Origin of the sequence: Mesotoga prima MesG1.Ag.4.2, from assembly GCF_000147715.2 — a bacterium.
GTDB classification, from domain to species: Bacteria; Thermotogota; Thermotogae; order Petrotogales; family Kosmotogaceae; genus Mesotoga; species Mesotoga prima.
Genome location: NC_017934.1, coordinates 1,244,151 through 1,267,277, shown reverse-complemented (window position 1 = coordinate 1,267,277; position 23,127 = coordinate 1,244,151). Strand labels below are relative to the sequence as shown.

Annotated in this window: 20 protein-coding genes; 16 read left to right on the top strand and 4 right to left on the bottom strand. The window is 45.4% G+C overall.

Annotation, left to right across the window (positions count from 1 at the left end; all coding sequences use genetic code 11):
* Positions 1-719: 719 nt before the first annotated feature.
* From THEBA_RS06080 to THEBA_RS06065, 4 genes are all read right to left on the bottom strand, one after another.
* Complete coding sequence (locus tag THEBA_RS06080) at positions 720-1,124, bottom strand: putative toxin-antitoxin system toxin component, PIN family (RefSeq protein ID WP_014730885.1); 405 nt, start codon at positions 1,122-1,124, stop codon at positions 720-722.
* Positions 1,108-1,356: a type II toxin-antitoxin system Phd/YefM family antitoxin gene (locus THEBA_RS06075; protein WP_014730884.1), complete on the bottom strand. Its 249-nt coding sequence runs from the start codon at positions 1,354-1,356 to the stop codon at positions 1,108-1,110. Before THEBA_RS06075 ends, THEBA_RS06080 begins: the two co-directional genes overlap by 17 nt.
* Positions 1,357-1,660: 304 nt before the next feature.
* Positions 1,661-1,795, bottom strand: coding sequence for a hypothetical protein (locus tag THEBA_RS14795; protein ID WP_014730883.1), 135 nt, complete (start codon positions 1,793-1,795; stop codon positions 1,661-1,663).
* A 788-nt stretch (positions 1,796-2,583) separates the two neighbouring features.
* Positions 2,584-4,854 carry a TOTE conflict system archaeo-eukaryotic primase domain-containing protein gene (locus THEBA_RS06065; RefSeq protein ID WP_014730881.1) on the bottom strand — a complete coding sequence of 757 codons (2,271 nt, stop codon included), beginning with the start codon at positions 4,852-4,854 and terminating at the stop codon, positions 2,584-2,586.
* An 882-nt stretch (positions 4,855-5,736) separates the two neighbouring features.
* On the opposite strand from THEBA_RS06065, the gene THEBA_RS14020 reads away from it, so the two are divergent.
* From THEBA_RS14020 to THEBA_RS05985, 16 genes are all read left to right on the top strand, one after another.
* Positions 5,737-5,964, top strand: coding sequence for a hypothetical protein (locus THEBA_RS14020; protein WP_158309301.1), 228 nt, complete (start codon positions 5,737-5,739; stop codon positions 5,962-5,964).
* Positions 5,961-6,272 carry a type II toxin-antitoxin system RelE family toxin gene (locus THEBA_RS06060; protein WP_014730879.1) on the top strand — a complete coding sequence of 104 codons (312 nt, stop codon included), beginning with the start codon at positions 5,961-5,963 and terminating at the stop codon, positions 6,270-6,272. The genes THEBA_RS14020 and THEBA_RS06060 overlap by 4 nt, the downstream gene beginning before the upstream one ends.
* Before the next feature lie 1,555 nt (positions 6,273-7,827).
* Positions 7,828-8,130 (top strand): nucleotidyltransferase family protein, encoded by a 303-nt coding sequence (locus THEBA_RS06055; RefSeq protein WP_014730878.1) that lies wholly within the window; start codon positions 7,828-7,830, stop codon positions 8,128-8,130.
* Positions 8,123-8,470, top strand: coding sequence for a HepT-like ribonuclease domain-containing protein (locus THEBA_RS06050; RefSeq protein WP_014730877.1), 348 nt, complete (start codon positions 8,123-8,125; stop codon positions 8,468-8,470). The genes THEBA_RS06055 and THEBA_RS06050 overlap by 8 nt, the downstream gene beginning before the upstream one ends.
* 855 nt (positions 8,471-9,325) lie before the next feature.
* Entirely contained in the window at positions 9,326-10,099 is a 774-nt protein-coding gene (locus THEBA_RS06045) for a type IV toxin-antitoxin system AbiEi family antitoxin domain-containing protein (RefSeq protein WP_014730876.1), read from the top strand.
* Complete coding sequence (locus THEBA_RS06040) at positions 10,086-11,030, top strand: nucleotidyl transferase AbiEii/AbiGii toxin family protein (RefSeq protein WP_014730875.1); 945 nt, start codon at positions 10,086-10,088, stop codon at positions 11,028-11,030. Before THEBA_RS06045 ends, THEBA_RS06040 begins: the two co-directional genes overlap by 14 nt.
* Before the next feature lie 435 nt (positions 11,031-11,465).
* Positions 11,466-11,675 carry a type II toxin-antitoxin system HicB family antitoxin gene (locus THEBA_RS06035; RefSeq protein ID WP_014730874.1) on the top strand — a complete coding sequence of 70 codons (210 nt, stop codon included), beginning with the start codon at positions 11,466-11,468 and terminating at the stop codon, positions 11,673-11,675.
* Positions 11,672-11,914, top strand: coding sequence for a type II toxin-antitoxin system HicA family toxin (locus THEBA_RS06030; RefSeq protein ID WP_014730873.1), 243 nt, complete (start codon positions 11,672-11,674; stop codon positions 11,912-11,914). Before THEBA_RS06035 ends, THEBA_RS06030 begins: the two co-directional genes overlap by 4 nt.
* 1,043 nt (positions 11,915-12,957) lie before the next feature.
* Positions 12,958-14,241 carry an IS110 family transposase gene (locus THEBA_RS06025; RefSeq protein WP_014730872.1) on the top strand — a complete coding sequence of 428 codons (1,284 nt, stop codon included), beginning with the start codon at positions 12,958-12,960 and terminating at the stop codon, positions 14,239-14,241.
* A 184-nt stretch (positions 14,242-14,425) separates the two neighbouring features.
* Entirely contained in the window at positions 14,426-15,817 is a 1,392-nt protein-coding gene (locus THEBA_RS06020) for an ATP-binding protein (RefSeq protein ID WP_014730871.1), read from the top strand.
* 867 nt (positions 15,818-16,684) lie between these two features.
* On the top strand, positions 16,685-17,332 hold the full coding sequence (locus THEBA_RS06010; protein ID WP_006486506.1) for a winged helix-turn-helix transcriptional regulator: 648 nt from the start codon (positions 16,685-16,687) through the stop codon (positions 17,330-17,332).
* A 163-nt stretch (positions 17,333-17,495) separates the two neighbouring features.
* Positions 17,496-18,776 (top strand): DegT/DnrJ/EryC1/StrS family aminotransferase, encoded by a 1,281-nt coding sequence (locus tag THEBA_RS06005; RefSeq protein WP_014730870.1) that lies wholly within the window; start codon positions 17,496-17,498, stop codon positions 18,774-18,776.
* Positions 18,777-19,136: 360 nt separating this feature from the next.
* Entirely contained in the window at positions 19,137-19,868 is a 732-nt protein-coding gene (locus THEBA_RS14905; RefSeq protein WP_014730869.1) for an acyltransferase, read from the top strand.
* 148 nt (positions 19,869-20,016) lie between these two features.
* The gene (locus tag THEBA_RS05995) at positions 20,017-21,321 is read left to right on the top strand and encodes a nucleotide sugar dehydrogenase (protein ID WP_014730868.1); all 1,305 of its coding nucleotides are present in this window, start codon (positions 20,017-20,019) and stop codon (positions 21,319-21,321) included.
* 104 nt (positions 21,322-21,425) lie between these two features.
* Entirely contained in the window at positions 21,426-21,797 is a 372-nt protein-coding gene (locus tag THEBA_RS05990; protein WP_148269995.1) for a four helix bundle protein, read from the top strand.
* Between the two features lie 117 nt (positions 21,798-21,914).
* Positions 21,915-23,054 (top strand): Gfo/Idh/MocA family protein, encoded by a 1,140-nt coding sequence (locus tag THEBA_RS05985; RefSeq protein WP_014730866.1) that lies wholly within the window; start codon positions 21,915-21,917, stop codon positions 23,052-23,054.
* The last annotated feature ends 73 nt before the right edge of the window (positions 23,055-23,127 follow it).

Here is a 23,127-nt window from a genome sequence, read left to right as displayed (position 1 = left end):
TGTAGAAGATTCATGGGTCCTAAGCCTCCCAATGAGAGCTGCCTCTCTTCATTAGATAAACTTTCCAGTATCAGATCATAGTCAGCAGTATTGCGCCCTGGCATAATTTTCGCGGGCGCCGCTGCCCGGGATGGACTCCCCGGCCTCGCGCCGCGTCCAGATCCTGACCAGAAGCATTGTCAGGATGACGTTAAGGGAGGAGTATACTACCCTGAAAAGATATTGTTTCACCCTGTAATGTCACCTCACTGTCATTCCATAGAGCCTGCCCCTAAAGCCACTCGCTTTGTCATCCCGCAGTGATCCTGTGCGGGATCTCTCATTCAAGAACCGCTGAAGGCTGTAAAAACCGAGAAAGAGCACATTGGAGACGTTCGCTTCGCTCACGAGAAGATGAGAGCGAAAATGAGATGAGAGAGAAAATAGGGGCTGACAATTCTCCTCTTGTCCCATTTTTCGCGTAAAAGGCAGAGAATCCAACCAGGACCTTTTTCGGGCGAACGGCCGTTCGCCCCTACAAGTGAACTGCACAATCATCTTAAATTGTCATCCCGTAGAGCCTGCCCTGTTGAGCGCCCCTTCTGTCATCCCGTAATGTTCCCGTACGGGATCTCGTACTTAAGAACTGCTGTGCGCTTAAGAACGAAACCCCGCTAAACGCTGTAAGCGAAAAGAGGAACTGACGGACTCGTGGGGTCCCTTTTTCGCCTAAGGGAGCATTAAAAAGAATCACTTAGATATTGAGCTGGCGTCCTGCAATTTACATTGCCACCTAGTGCACTTTTGAGACAAAGTTTATGACCAGTTATAAGCAAGGCGTTTCGCGCTGCAGCCAATGAAATGAAATGATTGTCGGGAAAATCAGTGCTGTAAGTAACCAACTTGTAGTCATCTACAATCTCTACTGTCATTAAGAAATAATCTATGAAATTCGAAAGTCCTTCTAATTGAATGTGCCCGTACTTTTCCTTTCCTTTCAGTTTCATTATGAACCTTTGTAACTCCAGCACAAATATCTGCGGTTCGATTACCCCCTGTTCTAGTGCCTTAAGAACGGTCTTGCTACAAGTCTTGGAGCCGAGAGCCGCCGAAATCATAACGTTCGTATCAATAACGACCTTCATCTTTCATCTCTTTTCTCAACTCCTCTAGAACTTGCAGGCCCTCTTTTTCACTGAGCCCGATCTTTTCTGCTTCCTCTTGTGCCTTTGAAAGATAGTATTTCATTAAGTCTTCCTTAGAGACGGGTGATATCTTCATCACCGGAACACCACGCCTTAGAATCAAAAGCTCTTCTTTTCTGTCAACAATTTCGCTGAATCTGTTTCGAACATCTCTAACATTAACCGTTTTCATTACAATCACCTCAATATTATTGTATCACTGAGGTGATTTATAATGATACATATGTATCACATAAGTATTTGATCGAGCAACGCTCTGGTTAAATTGCTGAGCGGCAGGAAGGTCGGACCATAGAAAGCGCTGTACGCTTAAGAACGAAGACCCGCTGAACGCTTAAAAACCCCGTTCACCGTCACCGGTCCTCCTTCCTCCGAGAAGAACAATGCCGAAACCAGATTTCAGCTGGAGAATTGTTGGATGACCATAATACATAGGGCAGTCATCCAATGACGCTTTTGCACGGGATCTCGCTCTCTCATAAACCGTAGATCTGGCTCTTCGTTCTGGTCGGAGAACCGTTGACGTCTTGCTTGACAAGCTTCCTGCGAAGCAGCATCACTTCCCCGGATGTTTCTCCGGGCATCACTTCCTGGTATGCTCTTCCCGGCATCACTTCCTCGCGCCAGCGAGCCTCACTTCTGCAAAGAGTGACTGGCCTGCGTCAGCAGACTGGCTCCCAAACGCTCCTATTGTCCCATTTTTCGCGTAATAGGCATGAGATTCCAACCAGGACCTTTTTCGGGCGAACAGCCGTTCGCCCCTACAATAGAATCATATAATCGTCTGACATTGTCATCCCGTAATGATCCTGTACGGGATCTCGCACCTAAGAACCGCTGTGCGCTTAAGAACGAAAACCCGCTGAACGCTGCTCAAAACAACATTGTCCGTCACCGGTCCTCCGTCCTCCGAATTAGCCGACAAATTAGTCTGAACTTGATTCAGCATCTTGTTCTTCAAAACCCGGTTCTGATTACCCGCTTTTATCAACCCGATCCTTCTAACCCGCACTCTGTAACCCGATCCTCTGTTTCACACCCGATCCTATTAACGCGATTCTCATAACCCGGATTTCTTAACCCGGGTCTAGTAACCCGATCCTAGAATCCGCTCTTCTGCCCGACGAAGTCGGAGCTGGCCGCACGAAGTGCGACTGGCCACCGAAGGTGACTGGCTTGCGAAGCACACTGGCAGTGAAGGTCTTTCCCCGCGAAGCGGGCATTGCGTCCTGGCATGTTCTTCGCCAGCCCTGCGTCCACTGATGCTCCTCAGTGCCTTGCGTCCCGGCGCGATCTTTGCCGGCGTTGCGTCTAGAGTTTTATGAGGGCATCACTTCCTGGGACGCTCTTCCCAGCAGCACTTCTTATAAGATTCTTCGCCAGCCTTGCGCCTAATGTTTTATAGATGCACCACTTCCCTATATCCTAGCGCCTTGTATCCCCTCTTGCGATTTTCAAACATTTTCTTCAACATTGGCACATTCTCGTCGACGTAATCGTAGATTCTGACTTCATGCTTGCCGAAGTTCTCCCTGTGTAGTCTTCCAGCATATTGCTGAAGAACTCCCTTCCAGGAAATCGGAAATGTGAGAAAAAGAGTGTCAAGCCTGGGATCATCGAATCCTTCACCGAGGTATCTTCCTGTGGATAGCAACGCTGCACCGTTGATCTCATGTTGGAATCGATCCAGTGATTCGTCTTGTGTCTTACTGGGCTGTTTGCCGTGCAGTAAGAAGACTTTGTTCTGAAGATGGCATAGCAACTCGTAGAGAATTTCAATGTGTTGAACCCTTTCTGAGAAGACAAGGCAGTATCTTCCTGCTTCAACAGCCCTCGTAATGTCGTCACAGATCAAAGCATTTCTACTTTCATCTGTCTCTATTGCCCTGTAGATTTCCTTGGGTTTGCAGTCTGCTTTTGTCTCAAGATTAGTCTGCCTGGGTACATACGTTCTTTCTGAGAAGATCTTCCCTTTTCTACCCATCAGATGTCTGATAGGACCGCACTGCATGAACAAAATCCTTTCGTGGCCGTCCCTTCTCTTTGGTGAAGCCGTCAGACCTGTTATGAACTTAGCGGGAATACTCTTGATAACTCTTTCTAATGTAAAAGCCGGTATATGCTGACATTCATCAACTATTACTTGACCGTAGTCGGGAAGACCCTTCAAAGTTTTTTCATTACGCGCAAGAGTCTGTATGAGAGCTATATCCAGGACACCTTTTGCGGTATTCTTTCCAAGACCTATTTGTCCTATCTCCTCGGGTGGGATCTGAAGAAACTCGCAAGCGCTTTCCTGCCACTGTCGCAAAAGCTCTCGTCGATGAACAAGAATAAGTGTGCCCCGGTTTCTTTGAGCGATTAGCTCTAGACCAACTACAGTCTTTCCGGAACCAGTTGGAGCGCAAAGAATTCCAAAGTCGTGGTGCAGCATCTCGCTGGCGGCCCTATCCTGATCCCGTGTCAATTTACCTAAAAAAGCGAACTCAATGTCACTTCCCTTAGACCGATTGTCGATTAGATTAACCCGCACTCCATTCTTTTCAAGAAGATCAAGTGAATCATACAAACAACCTCTGGGCAACTGGAAGTAGTCTCCTTCTTCATCTGCGCAGCTAATTCGCCTTGGCTTGTTGTATGTTGGCAGTCTCATTGCCTGCGCTCTGAAAAATTCGGGATTATCGAAAGATGCTAACTTAAGAATCTCATTGATTAAGGAGGATGGAAGAGAACCCTTCTCAATACTTATCATACTGTCCATTTTCAGCGTTACTTGTTCAGGGAAGATTTCTTTGCTTTGTCTCACTTGGTTAATCGCTTTTTCTGTATTGCTGTTTTCCAGTTCGCGCAAAACATCTGCAATCTTCGAGAAATCAATCCTCTCAATCGATGAGAGATGAGCCCATTGGTCTGCGAGGGGCGCAAAATCATCGTCCAGGAATACCGTGTTTCCATTTTTCCTTGAAGCTCCCTGCAAGGGAAGAGCTATCAGATTACCAAGTCCGCCCTTTGGAAGCATGTCTTGATTAGGAAAAAACCTGTCATAAGATCCTAAGGCCAGTCTTGGCCGGCTTTCAAGAACCCGGTTAAGCAATTCGAAACAGAGCTTCCGAGCTATAGAGGCCTTAATTGCGTCTTTGAAGAATAACCATAGATGAGAACCATTTCCAGATCTTGATCTCTCTATGTAAAGCGGAATCGAAAGTGAGGTGCAGACATTTGCGAATACTTTCGCATCCTCTTCCCATCCGTCACCATCTAAATCGGTGACAAGGAACCTGCAGGTTTCGTCCTCGAGAAGGGGATAGATTCCCACAGAAATCCTTCCTGAAAGATGGTTATAGATCACCTGATCTGTCAGCGGCGCGAACTCTCTCGACTCGCACTGAGAACACTTGATCTGAGGTTTCCTGCAAATTCCCTTCTTCCAGATGTTTTTGCACACAGGCTGGTAGCCGGAAGAACCATCGGCGCTTTCCCATCGAAGCGCATACACATCCTGCCTGCCGAAGAAAAGCGATCTGAAGAGGGCTATCTTCTCAGCCGGCGATGAATAGTGTGAGACCATGTAATTACCAGTTCTAGGGGTTTCCGAGTTGTTTCTCAAACGTTCATTGGCCTCTTCAATTTCTGCTATTCGGCTTTTCAGTCTTTGGAGATCATTGTCCATAAAGCAACTCCTTCATCTATAGTATACAAAAGATGACCGAAAAGTGCATTAGTCCACCTGTGTTGAGATCGCCGTCAACCACACTGAATCTGAGGTGATAAAGCAAAGCCCTTCAGTGCTTTTCCGGCTGCTTTCCAGTTATTTGATAACAACTCTTCAAAGCTTGTCTGATTTTGGGAAAAGGTTTGGCGTTCCCCAAAAAATGGTGGAAAATCTTTATCCCGACAAAGCACTTGATTACCCCAAGATTCTCGACAAAGCAACAGCAAAAGTTGGCTTCTTCTTACAGTAAAATATTCGAATCATCAAGAATGACAGTGATTTCTTGGATGAGTTAAAAAAATGCTTCCTGCTTCGCCACAACACATGGCTCGAAGATGCAATGAAAATCAAAACTTGCCGGCAAACGGAATCTTGTGGTGCCAAAGTATTTATAGGATGAAGCTCCGGAGGAACGATGAAATTATCTAGAGAGAGCTCTTTAGACTGTCAGGTCAAACCGGTTACCAACAGGAAATCCTCCAGAAGGTTTCAGTACTACTGACCTTTCAGATAGGGCATCAAGAAATGAATATCTATCAAGTAGATCTGCTCTCAAATGTGGAACCGCGTTAAATCCTTTCTTGCTGAGGATTCCCGGATTATCAGTTGACATAGATATCGATTGTGTTGGAGAAGCTGATCGATCAGAACTTGAAAAAAGAGAGTGAAATTTGAAATGACAGTTGAATTGGTTTGCTTTGAGAAAGAATTATCGGTAAGAAACAAGAGTTGTCGTTTCGCATCTTAGTTAGTATAATAATATGTATAACAATACGTAGAAGAAGGAGGTGCTAAATCACGCATTACACATCAAAAACCAACACAGTCAGCATGACAGATTTGTCTAGAAGCCCAGGTAAGTATTTCAGGCAGCTAGAAAGCAGTGGCGATACGCTCTTGGTAATCAAGAATAGCGAGATAAAGTATGCAGTAATGAATATTGAGACTTATAAGAAACTAATCGAAGCGGAAGAGCTCTTTGAAAACTCGCAGATAGCGGAGATCTTGAAAGAAAGAGCAGTAGTTCCGAAAGAAGAGTATCTGGAAGTAGATATTGACGAAATATGAGCAGTTGGAAGACACGATTTCATCCTGAAGCTCTGAAAGAAGTAGAGAGAATGGATGGGCAGATCAAATCGCTTGCAAAGAGCAAACTGAAGCAAATCACTGCAAATCCTTTTGTGGGAATAGCGGTTGGGAATAAACATGGAATAGATCTAACCGGATACTATAAAGCCTATTTCTTCAAGAAGAAGTTCAGAATTGTGTATTCCATTGATTCAGATTCAAGAACGATCTTCGTAGTTAGCATCAACAAAAGAGAAGATCTTCTAGCCTACAATAATGCCTTCAAACGAAGACAAAAAGGGGACTAAAATTGTTCAGCAGGGCTTCGACACTGTCAACCCTGACACTGATGCACGACGCGATTCCCGACTTTCTAGAGCCTAGTTTGACCCTTGCTAGATCATGGTTGGCTTTGCCAAAGGGGAACTGACCGGCTCCTTATGAAACGCTGAACGCTTAATAACAAAGACCCGCTTCACGCTGTAAAAGCCGAGAAAGAGCACGTCGGAGACGTTCGCTTCGCTCACGAGAAGATGAGAGCGAAAATTGGGACTGACAATTCTCCTCATGTCCCATTTTTCGAGTAAAAGGCAGAAATTCCAACCAGGACCTTTTTCGGGCGAACGGCCGTTCGCCCCTACAAGAGAACTGCACAATCATATAAAATTGTCATCCCGTAGTGCTCCTGTACGGGATCTCGCTCTTCAAAACCCGTTTCTGATGACCCGCTTTTGTCAACCCGATCTTTCTAACCCGCACTCTGTAACCCGCTCCTCTGTTTCACACCCGATCCTATTAACGCGATTCTCATAACCCGGTTTTCGTAACCCGTTCTTATTAACCCGATCCTAGAATCCGCTCTTCTGCCCGACGAAGTCGGAGCTGGCCGCACGAAGTGCGACTGGCCACCGAAGGTGACTGGCTTGCGAAGCACACTGGCAGTGAAGGTCTTTCCCCGCGAAGCGGGCATTGCGTCCTGGCATGTTCTTCGCCAGCCCTGCGTCCACTGATGCTCCTCAGTGCCTTGCGTCCCGGCGCGATCTTTGCCGGCGTTGCGTCTAGAGTTTTATGAGGGCATCACTTCCTGGGATGCTCTTCCCGGCATCACTTCCTCGCGCCAGCGAGCCTCACTTCTGCAAAGAGTGACTGGGCTGCGTCAGCAGACTGGCTCCCAAACGCTCCTATTGGCTGTCCCATTTTTCGCGTAAAAGGCAGAGATTCCAACCAGGACCTTTTTCGGGCGAACGGCCGTTCGCCCCTACAAGAGAACTGCACAATCATCTTAAATTGTCATCCCGTAGAGCCTGCCCTGTTGAGCGCCCCTTGTGAAATTTCGTAATGTTCCCGTACGGGATCTCCCTCTTCAAAACCCGGTTCTGATTACCCGCTTTTATCAACCCGATCCTTCTAACCCGCACTCTGTAACCCGATCCTCTGTTTCACACCCGATCCTATTAACGCGATTCTCATAACCCGGATTTCTTAACCCGGGTCTAGTAACCCGATCCTAGAATCCGCTCTTCTGCCCGACGAAGTCGGAGCTGGCCGCACGAAGTGCGACTGGCCACCGAAGGTGACTGGCTTGCGAAGCACACTGGCAGTGAAGGTCTTTCCCCGCGAAGCGGGCATTGCGTCCTGGCATGATCTTTGCCAGCCCTGCGTCCCGGGATGAATTTGCCGGCCTTGCGTCCGCCGATGATCTTCGGCGCCTTGCATCTTGCAACTCTGCTCTTGTCGGAGGACTGTGGACCTTTGACGGTTGACTTGAGATATCTCCTGCGCAGTAGCACCGCTTATTGAAGTCTCTTTGACAGTTCATTTAACCGTTCCGGGGGTGTGATAGAATTTGCGTGAGGTGATACTATGCAAGACCTAGAAAACGTTATAGAAGCATTGCGTAAAAGCCTTCCCGAGCTAAAAGATCGTTTTTCTGTTTCGAAGATAGGGGTTTTTGGCTCGTATGTGAAAGGAAATCAGAATGACGACAGCGACGTAGATATCTACATAGAGTTTGATAGGGTGCCTGGTTTAGAATTTGTGGAGCTCGCGGAGCAGCTTGAACGCATCGTACGAAAGAAGGTTGATTTACTAACTCCTCTTGGATTAAAAAGCATACGAAACGCCAGAATTAGGCAGGATATTGAGCAGTCGATAAAATATGTCTAAGAGAGAAACTACTGAGATCCTTGAGGATATAGTCGACAGCATAGATCGAATCACAGCCTATGCAGACAACATGTCATATGATGAATTTATGTCAGATTTGAAGACACAGGATGCAGTAATCAGAAACATTGAGATAATAGGAGAAGCAGCAAAACAACTCCCATATAGCTTCACACTAGCCCACAGCGATATTCCGTGGAGAGCAATAGCTGGAACAAGAGACCGACTGATTCACGACTACTCAGGTGTCAACTATGACATAGTGTGGGCGGTCATTGTAAGTGACTTACCTTCTCTACGAGCGAGGATACGTGAAATACTTCAGACTGAGGAAAACTGAAATGACTTGCCGAATTTGATCTTCACCTGTCGGGCGTCGATGCACAAGTTAAGCCATAGTGTGAAAACAATCCAAAGATGCAAAGAACCTCTGAATGCTGTAAGCAAAAACAGGGACTGACCGGCTCCTATGGTCTGTCCCCTTTTTCGCGTAAAATGCAGAGATTCCAACCAGGACCTTTTTCGGGCGAACAGCCGTTCGCCCCTACAAGAGAACTTCACAATCATCTTAAATTGTCATCCCGTAGAGCCTGCCCCAGAATGGTTCTGTTTGGGGTCCTGTTCAGGGCCTCTGCACGGGATCTTGCTCTTCAAAACCCGGTTCTGATTACCCGCTTTTATCAACCCGATCCTTCTAACCCGCACTCTGTAACCCGATCCTCTGTTTCACACCCGCTCTAATTAACCCGATCATCGTTTTTCCAGCGTACAGCCTTCAGCGTTTCTTATCCAAGCGGCTCTTTCCCCGCGAAGCGGGCCTTGCGTCCGCCGATGATCTTCGGCGCTATGCGTCTTACAACTCTTGTCGGAGGACGGTGGACCCATGACGTCTTGCTTGACAGGCTTCCTGCGAAGCAGCATCACTTCCCCGGATGTTCTTCCGGGCATCACTTCCTCGCGCCAGCGAGGCTCACTTCTGCAAAGAGTGACTAGCCTGTTTTAGGTGGCTTGTTCTTTCTCAGTTTGATTCATCAGGGAGTCGGCAAACCCTTATAGGTGAAGTATAAGCTCTCTGTCTTTTCAACATGGGCAAAGGAATTCGAAATCAGAATCCCACATGTGTTTTATTCTGGGCTTGTAAATATTAAGAAAAAACCAGTAATGTGCTAGAATTAAAACAGTGAAGGTGATTGATATGAAATACTACGAGCAACTGGCGAGACTGGGAGTTTTCACAAAGAGCGATGTCGAAAAACTTGTGGGAAAGAGCGAAACAGCCGGTTCACTGCTACAGAACTACAAGAGGCGTGGCTTGATTGACCAGGTTAAGCGAAACCTATATGTGACGAAAAGCTTGGAGACTGGGCAGGCAATAGCTGGGCGCTATAGAATCGCATCGAAGATCAAGCCACGGTCTTATATTACGCATCATTCTGCTTTTGAATATTACGGGTATGCCAACCAAGTTTATTATGAGGTATATGTGAGCGCAGAAACGAAGTTCGCTGAGTTTTCCTATCATGATGTGAGATATCGTTTCATTTCTCCGCGAATACACGATGGAGTTGTTATGAATCCAGATGGGGTGAGGACAACAGACGTGGAGAGAACTACGCTAGACAGCATCAATGACTTTGAGAGAATTGGTGGTCTAGAGGAACTTCTTAATTGCTTAGACGCTGTTCCCTCACTTAGTGAAAGGAGACTGGTATCGTATCTGGGTCAATATAACAAGAGATTTCTTTATCAGAAGACCGGATACATACTGAGTCATTTTCAGGAAAAGTTTCGCCTATCAAAAGGTTTCTTCGAGCTATGTGAACACGAGAAAGGGAAGAGTGTTAGATACTTCTATAACGCAATACGCTTTGAATCACCAACTTACGATTCAAGATGGAAACTCCTTGTCCCGCAAGAGCTTTTGGAAATAGTCTCGAAAGGAGTAAAAGATACAGGTGAGATACGATAAACAAACTATCGGGCAGCTCGCTTCAGAACTTGGATTTGTCCGTGATACATATGAGAAAACATTGAGATTAGTCGAGGTACTTCAATTCATAGAATCGGATACGCTTCTTTTGGAAGCTTTGGCTTTGAAGGGCGGAACGGCAATTAACTTGATGATCATTCAGCTTCCAAGGCTATCAGTTGATATTGACCTTGACTACTGCAGAAGCATATCCAGGGAAATCATGATTGAAGATAGGACCGTCATTACAGATAAGATTACTCTTTTCATGGACGCGAACGGTTATAGACATAGCGACAAATCGAAGCGTCACTATTCTCTCGAATCACACGTTTTCGAATACACGAATTCAGGAGGAGCAAAAGATAATATAAAGATCGAGATCAACTTTTCAATGAGAGCTCATGTATTACCTTTGGAAGTCAGAAGAACTGCGATTCCTGGAATCATTCAAGAAATACGAAGTCGGTGTGTAAGTTCTATCGAAATACTTTCAAGCAAAATAGTTGCACTTCTCACAAGAGGAGCAACTCGTGATCTCTATGATGTCAACAAAATGATCTCCCTTCTCTCTTTGAATGAAAGAGAGATAGAACTACTTAGAAAGTGCACCCTCTTCTATTTTTCGATAGGAAGTACTGGTATTCCTGAAAGCTTCGATTTTGACAGGCTCAAAAGCATTACTAAGTACCGAATACGCACCGAACTTCTCCCGGTACTTCGGAAAGAAGAGAAAATTGATCTTGATGAAATGCTTAGTATGGTTGAGAAATTCCTTTCAAAACTACTCGTTTTCACTACAAAAGAGAGAAATTTCATAGATAGGTTCAGGAAGCATGACTATCATCCTGAGCTGCTATTCGATGATCAGCAAATTGCTGAGAGAATACGATTCCACCCGATGGCGCTATGGAAAACAAACGAAGTTTGAAGACCTATACAGTAGGATCAAGATGCTGAATCAAGTTCAGATGACGGATTTTCAAGCCTTTCCGGAATACCAAACGCTATCATTCTGGCGGCCTTGCGTCCGCCGATGATCTTCGGCGCTTTGCGTCTTACTTGCAACTCTTGTCGGAGAACCGATGACGGTTGACCTGAGAGGCTTCTTTCAAGTCTCGAATATGGTTTTTCTCCAAGCGAAGTTTCGTCTCAGACTCAAGGCGTCCTCTCTTCAAAATCCGTGCTTATTGTACGGCGGGATATGAGGTTTTCGAGTACTCACTTAACGATGCTATAATTCTTTTGAGCAACTGTTTGCGACATAAACCACGCTGATCAGGGCAGAACAGCTCAAGAATTAATCATATCTATTGGTATAGCCCGTAAAGCGAGCGATACCTTGGGGAAAGAACGGAGGTGGAACTTGGATACCGAAATAATCTTTCTCGTCGAAGAAGATTCCGTTTCTGGATTTTTTGCACGCGCCTTAGGTCACCCCATATTTACTCAGGCTGAAACACTTGAAGAGCTGAAGAAGAACATCAGGGACGCAATTAGATGTCATTTTGACGAAAGCGAGCTACCGAGGATAATTAGGCTTCATTTCGTTAAGGAAGAGGTAATTGCTCTTTGAAACTCCCTCGAGATATCACCTTTGAAGAACTTCTGAAAGTTCTCACAAAGCTGGAGTATGAGGTCACACGTCAAACCGGCAGCCACGTGAGACTAACTACAAAGCGGAAGGGGGAGCATCATATAACTATTCCTCATCACAGTACGCTGAAGCCCGGTACACTTAACGCCATACTTATTGAAATTGCCGGACACTTCGAAATGACAAAGAAAGACTTGCTTGAGTTTCTCTTCGATTAGTTGTTTAGTATATTTGAACTGGTCTCTTTGGCTAATTGTGCAGTGCTCTTCGTTAGGTTGAGCACCCTAATCGCAGGAGGCTCGGCCGATGAGGCAAACAACTGTAATTCTTGAGATCTCTCGAAATATGTAATGCTCTACCTTCTTAGCAGTGCAAAGAATAAATAGATTGTAAGGATCAGGAATACTCGCGCTTGAATTTCTCTAAGCCTTCTTCAAATGGAGAGCTTTAGTTTGAGTTCTTCGTTTGGTCTCAACCTTAAATCTCCTCGAATTCTCCTAACTCATAAAGAGTCTCTCTTGTTCCGGAGTGCAAAGTATCATGATTGGTTGGAAGAGGCGAGAAAGGTCATTTATGAGAGTCGCTTTGCTCATGAGAGGTTGTTAGGAATGTATACATTTCGTCATGCTGAACTTGATTCAGCATCTTGCTCTTCAAAACCAGTTATAATAACCCGCTTCTATCAACCCGGTCTTCCTAACGTGGTCTTTTGTTAAAAACCCGCTCTATTAACCCGATCATCCTTTTTCCAGCGTACAGCCTTCAGCGTTTTTTATCCAAGCGGCTCTTTCCCCGCGAAGCGGGCATTGCGTCCTGGCATGTTCTTTGCCAGCCTTGCGTCCACTGATGCTCCTCAGTGCATTGCGACCGCCAATGCTTTTCGGCGCCTTGCGTCGAATGTTTTGTAGATGCATCACTTCCTCGCGCCAGCGAGCCTCACTTCTGCAAAGAGTGACTGGGCTGCGTTAGCAGACTGGCTCCCAAACGCTCCTATTGTCTGTTGTAGATATATAAGCTATGACTTGAATTCTAAGGAATGATTTTTCTACAATGATGGTGGCAGTCAGGGAGAAGGTAGAGACTTCATGTCTATCAGCCTTCCTTATGAAGGAAGAGCTACGATGGGACAACACTCGTCTTCTTCCTGGGAGTACTTCAGGTTCAATGATAAGTTCATCCGGGGAAAGATCCTCAGGAACGCTACAACAGGGAAATCGGTACTCGTAGACTGCTAATCCATTTATTGCGAGGTGTTGGTGAGATGAAAGAGCAAAGCGGTATGATCGTAGGTATTGACTGGTCAGCTGACTCCCATACTTGCTATGACCTCAAGGCTGATAAGAGTTTCAAGATCCCAGACTCTGTTAAAGGTTATGAAAGACTGCTGAACGATTATCCAGAGGCAGTTTTCGTGATCGAAGAAGCAAACAACAGGATAGGAGACTACCTTCTCACTAACAAGAGAGAGGTGTATGTCTTACCTCCTTGTAGATCCAAAGAAGCCAGGAAGTATCATTTTAGCTCCGGGGCAAAGAGCGATAGTCTAGATGCCAAGGCGATTGCTCTTACCTTCAAGGAACATCCCTCTTACTGTCTCAAGGCAAGATATTCAGGAGTCGGAGCAAAGATCACTAAACTGGTGACTATGTACAGCATTGTATCCAAAATTCATAGTCAACAGTGCAACAGATTGTATTCAGTCCTACTGAGGTATTTCCCGGAATACTTGCACATTATGGATAAGCAGTACAGATCAAATACCTCCTTGAGGATTCTTAGCATCTGCCCTACGATAACTGAATTTAAGAAAGTTTCGAACGAAGAGCTTAGGAAGATCCTGAACAAAGAGAACTACAGAATGACTAGTATCTTGAGAAAGAAGCTTGACAGGATAAGAAGCGAAGGGATCTCTTGGGGCGATACATCATGTGAGGGTAATCTCATAATGTTCCTGGCAAATCAAATTCTCACCTTGAGAGAGGAACAAGAAAGATTAAGGGGAGAGATGGGAGAGACCCTAGAGAATAGTCCATACAGGATCATTCTTTCTATTCCAGGTGTGAAGGCTGTAATAGGCTCATACATAGTAAAGGCCTATCTCACACATGATTTCAGAAGCTACCAGGAGATGCAGAAATACGCTGGAACTATTCCCTTCCTCTTTCAAAGTGGCAGAAAGTCAATAATGCTGATGAGAAAGAAATGCGACAAAGACCTAAGAAACATGATTCACATCGCAGCTTTCGCTTCTCTGAAGACTTGTGGATGGGCAAGAAACTACTACAAAAGAAAGAGAAAAGAGGGCAAGACTTACGGTCATGCCCTCAGAGCACTGGGGAACATCATCCTCAAAATCGCATTCTCCATGTTGTCAAAGATGAAAGAATACAATGAAACCTTGTTCCTCAATGCCAAAGGAATTAATACCACTCAACAAAATAATACAATAATTCCTGAGGCTTTCACAAATCCTGAATACTCCCAGGATGCTCATCCATCCTTAGCTGCCACTAAGGATGTGGTCGAGAACTTGAATGTCACCTGAGTAGTAGTTTTTTCCTTATGAATATGATAAGGTCCCATTTTTCGCGTAATAGGCATGAGATTCCAACCAGGACCTTTTTCGGGCGAACAGCCGTTCGCCCCTACAAGAGAACTGCACAGATAATGATATAATTAACTCTAGAGTTAGTAACTTACGAGTTAGTAATTGTGTTGGAGGTTGTTAAATGTTCATCAACAGAGAGAAAGAGCTTGCTTCTCTTAGGAAGCTAAAGAATAGTGGAAAGTTCGAGATGGCCGTTGTTTATGGACGTCGAAGAGTCGGTAAGACCACTCTTCTTAAAGAGTTCTCTAAAGAGATGGAAAGCATCTTCTTTGTCTGTGATGAGGTCAACGAGAAAATGATGCTGCGAAACTTTTCGGAAGTCGTTCTAGAGCACTTTGGCCAGAAAGACACACTATCTTCTTTTGAGTCATGGGAGAAGGCGATTAGGTTCGTTGCGTCCCAAGCAAAAGAAAAGCGTCTTCTCCTAATAATAGATGAGTACTCATATTTGGCGAATGCTAGTAGCTATTTCCCGTCAGTCTTACAGCGCCTAATAGATCATGAGCTACTTGAAACAAGGCTCTATTTAGTTCTTTGCGGTTCATCTGTGAGTTTCATGGAGAGTGAAGTGTTGGGCAGTAGGAGCCCCTTGTTTGGAAGAAGAACTGCTCAGATGAGAGTCGAGCCATTCACCTATCGCGAAGCCTCGCTGTTCTTTCCGGAACTGAGCAACGAAGAAAAAATTATCGCGTATGGAGTGTTGGGGGGAATCCCGCAGTATTTGCAGAAGTGGAACCAGCATCTTCCATATAAAGAGAATATTGCAAACAACTTTCTCGATACATCGGCGTATCTTTATGCCGAGCCGAGATTCTTGTTGAGACAGGAACTGCGCGAACCTTCCCTCTACAACACAATAATTGAATCAATTGCCCAAGGCGCTTCTCGCCTGAACGAGATAAGCACAAGGATAGGAGAGCCTAATGATAAGACTGCAAAGTACATAGCTACACTCCTGAACTTGAATATATTGGGACGAGAAGTGCCCGTTACAGAGAAGATCACTTCACGGAAGGCGATCTACTATATCAGAGACAACCTTTTTAAGTTCTGGTACACCTTTGTGTTTCCTAATCTCTCGCTTATCGAAACCGGTATGACAGAAGAACTTCTGAACAAGAAGATCGCCGAAGGACTTAGCAAGTATCTAGGTCTAGCTTTTGAAAACATATGCAGGGAATATTTATCGTACAAGAGTGTCAGGGGAGAACTACCCTTCAGGATTACGAAGTTGGGCAAGTGGTGGGGAAATAACCCGGCAAAGAAGAAGGAAGAGGAGATTGACCTTCTTGGTCTGGGAGAAAATCAGATTATTATCGGTGAATGCAAGTGGACAAACGCTGGAGTTGGCGTAGGTGAACTTGAGAGATTAAGAGAAAAGGGATCGATTATCGATTGCCAAAACAGGATATTCGTTATCTTTTCCAAGAGAGGATTCACCGCAGATCTGGAAGAACTTGCTGCAAGAGATGCAAGTGTTTACCTGGCGACCTTAGACGACCTCTTTTCCTGAAACGAAATTGGATCTCAAGTGGTTTCATTAGGGCAAGGTCTCGAAGGCCTCTTGCCGTAGGGAGCCTTGCGTCCACTGATGTTCTTCAGTGGTTTGCGTCCGGCTTTTTCTCCGCTGGCATTGCGTCTTGCAGCTCTTGTCGGAGGACAGTAGACCCTTGACGGTTGACCTGAGAAGGGGTTGTCATCCCGTAGAGCCTGCCCTGATGAACTCACCTTCTGTCATCCCGTGATGCTTCTGCACGGGATCTATCACCTGAGATTCGCTTTTCGCTGCACGCTATAACCAAAAACAGGGACTGACCGGCTCCTATGGTCCCATTTTTCGCGTAAAAGGCAGAAATTCCAACCAGGATCTTTTTCGGGCGAACGGCCGTTCGCCCCTACAAGAGAACTGCACAATCATCTTGAATTGTCATCCCGTAGAGCCTGCCCTGATTAGCCTGCCCCAATATGATCCTGTTTGGGGCTCCTGTTCAGGGATTCTGCACGGGATCTCACTCTTCAAAACTTGTTTCAGATAACCCGCTTTTATCAACCCGATCTTACTAACCCGCACTCTGTAACCCGATCCTCGAAACCCGTTCTTTTGTTTTCAACCCGTTCTTTTGCTCCACGCCCGCTCTCATGAACCCGGGTCTAGTAACCCGATCTTTATTACCCGATCCTCGAAACCCGCTCTTCTGTTTCACACCCGTTCCTAGTAACCCGTTCTTCGTAATTCCTCTTCTCACCATCTCTCAATTGCTCGTGTCTCCCCCTCTCACGAGCGAAGCGAGTTCTCTCTAATTTTCGCTTCTTTAGACTTGACTTATCACCCATCGCATTGCTATAATTCTGTCAGTGAATGAATAATAAAGGAGCGACTATGGATCTTTCTGAGTTTTCCTTTTTCAATCCTTCTCCAAATTTCAGAGAAATGAGCATTCTGAAGGCTCTCACGGAAAGCTCGTCAGTTTCCCAAGAACGACTTGCCAGAATCGCCGGGATTGTTCCCAGCATGGTGAATAAATACATAAGAGACTTTGAAGATTCCGAGCTGATTCAGAAAGAGGGGGAGAACAGACGAAACATGAAATATGTCTTGACTGAAGCGGGCAAGTTCAGGCTTCAGTATTTGACTATTCTTTACCTCAAAGAAGCAGCAAAGCTTTACACGGAATCGAGAGATATCTTTGGAGAGGTCCTGGACACGATAAAGGGAAGCGATCATGAAAGTTTCTATCTATACGGTGCGGGAATAATCGGAGGAATTCTTGCGGACGTTCTAAGAACTGAGGGCATAAAGATTGTTGGCTTCATAGACGATTCGGCAGCGAAACAGAACGGAACATTTCACGATCTACACGTCTTTTCACCAGAAAAGGTCGACGGCAGAGATGATACAGCAGTCATTGTTGCTTCCTTCAGACATGCTAACCACATTGTCAAGAATGCAAAAGACAGAGGTTTAGATAATGTAATGGTCTTTACCATATCCAAGCTGGGCAAAGTTGAACTTGAGCAAATTGAGTAGAGAGAAAAACCATTTTCGAGAGGACGAGAGAATTGTCTTGAGCGCAGAGATAGCCAGAAATACGCAGTGATGGTTTTTTGGTTTGCATCTCCTCGACCGTTTGCAATCTCTGCTCCATCTTCTCCAAATACAAGTGTCCTCTCGACAGGAACGTGGAGGTTTTATGCATATCCCATTATTTGATTTGACTAGGCAGTACAGTGATTTGAGAGAAGAGATACTCGGAAAGATCGATGAAGCGCTTCTCGGGGGGAGGGTAATTCTCGGTGAAGCAGTAAGAGAACTGGAACAAAGCGTAGCAGATCTTATTGGCGTCAAGCACGCGATTGGTGTGGCAAACGGTTCCGATGCTCTTCTTATTGCCGTCGCCGCTCTGGGAATCGGTCCTGGAGATTACGTGATAACTACTCCTTATACTTTTTTCGCTACTGTGAGCTCTATTACCAGAAATGGAGCAACGCCGCTCTTCGCAGATATTGACCCGATAACTTACAACATCGATCTTGACAAAGTTGAGGAGCTACTTCAGATACATCCCGAAAGGGAAAGAATAAAGGCTATCATCCCCGTTCATTTATTTGGTCAGTCTATGGAACTCGGTCGACTCGAGAATATTAGAGAAATATACGGTGTCAAGATAATAGAAGATTGTGCGCAGTCGATAGGTGCAAGCTGGAGCTATCCTGATGGATCAACGGTGATGACGGGTTCAATCGGAGACCTTTCAACCTTCTCTTTCTTTCCCACGAAGAATCTTGGCGCTTATGGCGACGGCGGGATGATTACAACAGATGACGACGAGCTCGCTGCATTCTGCAGGAGCTTCAGGGTTCATGGCTCGCCCGTGAAGTACATTCACGACATGATAGGAATCAACTCGAGGCTCGATGAGCTTCAGGCGATAGTCCTCAACACAAAGCTCAAGCACCTTCAAGAATATGAAAGAAGAAGAATTGAAATAGCAATGAAGTATCAAGCCGAGATGACAAAAAACGGCTTGAACGTTGTGGGTTGCGGGTTGTGGGTTGTGGGTAAAGATCAATCTCTTTCGCACAACGCACAACCTACAACGTACAACGATGTGGTGATACACTACCCTTCCGTTCCTTATTCGGTGAACGGCGAACCGAGAACGGCTAACGATTACTGCTTCTCTCATGTCTTTCATCAATACGTTGTGAGATTCGAGGGTTTCAGTAGAGAACAGAGAGACTCGTTGAGGGATTATTTGGCGGAACAGGGCATAGGCACTTCGATCTACTATCCAATGGGTCTCCACCAGCAGAAGTGCTTTGCATATCTAGGAGTCCCAACAGGAGCGCTCCCGGAAACGGAAAGGGCCTGTGAAGAAACGTTAGCCTTGCCGATATTCCCGGAGATGACAGACGAAGAAATCAAATATGTGGTCGACAAGATCGCTGAATTTGTTACGAACGAGAGATAAGAGAGAAAGGGTGTTTTCGAGAGTGCGCGTTGCGCGAGAAAGAAACTTCAAGACACTATGAATAGAGAAAGGAAATGAATTGATCGAGGTGGTTTGGTTTGTTAAAAAACGAGTATGCACTGGGTTTTTGGGATAAGAACCTTGGAACGACTACACTTGCGACATTCAGTAGGTTATCTGCTTTGCATTTGTTTCAAGAAGGTTCAGGCAAAGTCCTCCATTGTTTCTTTGGTTCTATCAAATCTCTCGTATCGCAGATACGTCTCGCTTGCTTCGCGAGCTTCTCGACAATTTCCTTGTCGTCTCTTTTCACCTACAACCGACAACCCACAACGAGCAACCTCACATGGAGGTATTCCCGTGCCTAACATCGAAAAAGGAATTAACGTAATAATCGAAGACGGTGCGAAGATCGGTGATAATTGCGTGATAGGTCACAACGTAGTGATTCACAGAGGTGTGATCATAGGAGACGATGTAACGATAGGAGACAATACAGTCCTTGGAAAAGAGCCCTTTGCGGCTAGCACAAGCGCCACCACAAGTATTGAAGAGCTCAAACCACTATCGCTCGGCAGTGGAACAACAATAGGCGCCTCGTGTGTTATCTACAAGGGAGCCTCTCTGGGAGAAAAGTGCTTTGTAGGCGATCTCGCAACTATTCGAGAGAAGACGACAATCGGGGAAAAGACAATAGTCGGAAAGGGAGCCACTGTTGAGAATGGAACCTCAGTCGGAAAGAGAGTGAAAATAGAAACTGGAGCCTATATAACAGCCTTCTCAACTATTGAAGACTACTGCTTCATTGCCCCTGAGGTAACCTTCACAAATGACAACTACCTAGGAAGAACAGAAGAAAGAAAAAAGCACTTCAAAGGGCCAACATTAAGAAAAGGAGCTCGAATTGGGGCAAATGCAACACTGCTTCCGGGAGTAACTGTAGGTGAGGATGCGTTGGTTGCAGCTGGAAGCGTCGTTACAAAGGATCTGGCTCCAAGAAAGATCTACGCAGGCATCCCTGCAAAATTTATCCGAGACGTACCACAAGAACAGTTGATAGAGGAACAGGCATTCTATGAAGAGCGAGAATAACGAGAGAAAAATCTCGAGAGGACGAGAGATTGCATATAGGATGTTCTGATCAACGGTCATAATGATCTTAATATCTCAACGTCATCACGTAATCTCGTCTATCTCCAACATCCAGTCGTTGTCTCGCTTCAAAATACAGGAGGTTCCCATGCTCAAAGAGAGAATTCTAGACAAATCGGCGATAGTCGGCGTAATCGGCCTTGGCTATGTAGGATTGCCGTTAGCGGTAGAAAAGGCCAAAGCCGGTTTCAAAGTAATCGGTTTCGATATCCAGGAAAGCAAAGTGAAGATGGTCAATGAAGGACACAACTACATCGGTGATGTTGTCAACGCCGATCTCGAGAAGATCGTTTCGGAGGCACGACTACGGGCAACTGCCGATTTTGATGAACTGGCAGGCTGCGATGTAATTGCGATCTGTGTTCCCACTCCCCTTGACGTCTTTAAACAGCCGGATCTCACGTATGTGATCAACTCAACAGAAAATGTCGCAAAGAGGCTCCACAAAGACATGCTAGTCGTTCTTGAATCAACAACATATCCTGGAACCACAGAAGATGTTATGAAGCCCATTCTTGAAGAAACTGGTCTTGTATGCGGAAAGGACTTCTATCTAGCCTTCAGTCCCGAAAGAGTTGATCCGGGAAACCTTAGATACAAAACGAAGAACACACCAAAAGTAGTCGGAGGAGTAGGTCCGGAATCCACGGAAGTAGCGAAGCTTCTCTACGAATCGGTTCTCGACGCCGAAGTCTTCGTCGTTTCATCTCCGAAAGAAGCAGAGATGACAAAGATACTAGAGAACACATTCAGGATAGTTAACATAGCCCTGATTAACGAAATGGCAGTAGTCGCGGATAAAATGGGAATCAACATTTGGGACGTAATAAACGCAGCTTCAACGAAGCCCTTTGGCTTCATGCCCTTCTTCCCCGGTCCGGGAGTCGGCGGTCATTGCATTCCCATAGATCCCTTCTATCTTACGTACATAGCGCGTAAGTACGACTACCACACGCGCCTTATAGAGCTCTCGGGTGAGATAAACGATTCTATGCCAGAATACGTAGTGACCAGAGTGATGAAGGCTCTTAACGAACGCGGGAAGTGCATGAATGGTGCAAAGATAGTCATGCTAGGAATTGCCTACAAAGAAGAGATCGAAGACATGAGAGAGTCCCCGGCACTGAAAGTTCTAGAACACCTTGAAGAGAACCTTGCCCATGTCTCTGTAGTTGATCCTTATGTTCCAGAATTCACCTGGGAAGGAAAGACTGTTAAGACTGTCAACCTCACTGAAGAGCTAATAAAAGAGTCGGACGCGGTAATAATAACGACGGCGCATAAGAAGCTCATAAACTATTCAATGATTGTAAAGAATGCAAAATACATCTTCGATGCCAAGAACGTCCTCAGCAAAATGGACATCGCAGGTGAAAACATAGAAGTTCTTTAGTTACCGTTGTTGGTTGTGCGTTGTTGGTGAAAAGCATAGAGACTTTTTGGAGACGGCGAGGGACACCGCCGAGAATAAGAGAGAAAGGAGAGTAAAAAGTAAGAGTGGCTTTTTTCGAAATGGAGATCTACGAAGTATCTATGAGCTTTGTAGAGAGAATCTACAAGTTAACAAGGAGCTTTCCAGAAGAAGAGAGATACTGCCTTGTTTCTCAAATGAGAAGAGCTGCAGTATCAGTTCCGTCTAACATTGCTGAAGGAAATGGAAGGGGTCATTCAAAAGAATATTTGCATTTCCTATATAACGCAAGAGGATCGCTGATGGAATTGAGAACTCAAATTGATATTTCCAAGAGGCTTGGTTATCTCAAAGAAGCAGATTATTCAAGTCTGATAGAGAGTTATGAAACACTGAGAAAGATGCTGATGAATCTTATTTCGTCAATTAGAAGGAAGAGTATTTCGAAATCATCCTGAAGGGGAATTGATGTAAGAAGAGATAATGCTTCGTCGTAAATTTTTCTCGACACGAAGTGTCGTCTCTCCTTCTCGACAATGCTCTTTCTCCATACCTTAAAGGATCGGAGTGACAAAATGAAAAAACTACGTGCAGCGCTTATTGGATGCGGAAGAATTGGAACAAAAAAACACATAGAAGCCTTTGCAGCCAACAGTGATTTGATAGATCTCGTTGCTGTTTGCGATCTCGTACCAGAGAAAGCCGAAAGAGCCGCTGAAGAATACATGAAGAGGCGAGAGATATCGCTTAATCGCGGAGATGAGGAGAGAATAGGAGAGAAAAACGAGACCAAGAATGACCAAAACGAATTCTCTTCCTCTCCAGCATCCGAGCCTGATCTCCAACGTCCACGCGTAATCTCCGACTACAAGGAGCTCTTCTCGTCTCAGATCGATTTCGTCACGATCGCTACCGAAAGTGGGAACCATTACAAGAACACAATTGACTTTCTGTCGGCTGGAAAACATGTCCTTGTTGAAAAACCAATGGCACTGGCTTCAGAACATATGGACCAGATGATAGCTCTATCGAGAGAAAAGAACTTGAAACTAGCTGTCTGCGTTCAAAACAGGTTTAATCCTCCAGTTCAAGAGCTTAGGAAGGCAATCGATTCAGGCAAGTTCGGTCGTGTATTTACTGCCACAGCACGGATCCTCTGGAACAGAAACGAGGAATATTACAAACAGGCCAGCTGGAGAGGAACTTGGGCGATGGATGGCGGCACTATCATGAACCAGTGCGCCCACAACATCGACCTTCTTCAATGGATGCTGGGAGGGGAAGTCCAAGAGATATTTGCAATGACCGAGAACTACAAGCACCCTTATATAGAGACAGAGGATTTTGGGGCTGCGATCGTTAGATTCAAGAACGGCTCTATTGGTATAATCGAAGGAACGGCAAACGTATATCCGAGGAATCTGGAAGAGACCCTGTCGGTTTTCGGTGAAAAGGGAACGGTCGTATTGGGTGGGTTGGCCGTGAACAAAATCCAGACCTGGAAGTTCGAAGGCGAGGAATCACACCCGTTCATGTATTTGCCCGACCCGGATACGGTCTATGGTTCAGGCCACATGACGGCCTTCAAGGATTTCGCGAGAGCGATTATCGATGATCGAGAACCCTTCGTCAACGGAGAAGAAGGCAAGAAGTCTGTGGAGATCATTCTCGGGATATACAAATCGGCAAGAGAAGGCATTCCTGTTAAGTTCTAAAAACAGCTTCCGATTCTCTGTGATCTTTCGAGTTCAAAAACTGCAGCCTTTTCTCCAGGATGCTGAAATGTGG

Bases quoted from the DNA above. Each gene is read 5' to 3' on its own strand.
- THEBA_RS06045 (WP_014730876.1), top strand. From the start codon at position 9,326: ATGAAATACTACGAGCAACTGGCGAGACTGGGAGTTTTCACAAAGAGC.
- THEBA_RS06055 (WP_014730878.1), top strand. From the start codon at position 7,828: ATGCAAGACCTAGAAAACGTTATAGAAGCATTGCGTAAAAGCCTTCCC.
- THEBA_RS06075 (WP_014730884.1), bottom strand. From the start codon at position 1,356: ATGAAAACGGTTAATGTTAGAGATGTTCGAAACAGATTCAGCGAAATT.
- THEBA_RS06020 (WP_014730871.1), top strand. From the start codon at position 14,426: ATGTTCATCAACAGAGAGAAAGAGCTTGCTTCTCTTAGGAAGCTAAAG.
- THEBA_RS06080 (WP_014730885.1), bottom strand. From the start codon at position 1,124: ATGAAGGTCGTTATTGATACGAACGTTATGATTTCGGCGGCTCTCGGC.
- THEBA_RS06065 (WP_014730881.1), bottom strand. From the start codon at position 4,854: ATGGACAATGATCTCCAAAGACTGAAAAGCCGAATAGCAGAAATTGAA.
- THEBA_RS06005 (WP_014730870.1), top strand. From the start codon at position 17,496: ATGCATATCCCATTATTTGATTTGACTAGGCAGTACAGTGATTTGAGA.
- THEBA_RS06060 (WP_014730879.1), top strand. From the start codon at position 5,961: ATGAGCAGTTGGAAGACACGATTTCATCCTGAAGCTCTGAAAGAAGTA.
- THEBA_RS06025 (WP_014730872.1), top strand. From the start codon at position 12,958: ATGAAAGAGCAAAGCGGTATGATCGTAGGTATTGACTGGTCAGCTGAC.
- THEBA_RS06050 (WP_014730877.1), top strand. From the start codon at position 8,123: ATGTCTAAGAGAGAAACTACTGAGATCCTTGAGGATATAGTCGACAGC.
- THEBA_RS06010 (WP_006486506.1), top strand. From the start codon at position 16,685: ATGGATCTTTCTGAGTTTTCCTTTTTCAATCCTTCTCCAAATTTCAGA.
- THEBA_RS05985 (WP_014730866.1), top strand. From the start codon at position 21,915: ATGAAAAAACTACGTGCAGCGCTTATTGGATGCGGAAGAATTGGAACA.
- THEBA_RS05995 (WP_014730868.1), top strand. From the start codon at position 20,017: ATGCTCAAAGAGAGAATTCTAGACAAATCGGCGATAGTCGGCGTAATC.
- THEBA_RS14795 (WP_014730883.1), bottom strand. From the start codon at position 1,795: ATGCCGGGAAGAGCATACCAGGAAGTGATGCCCGGAGAAACATCCGGG.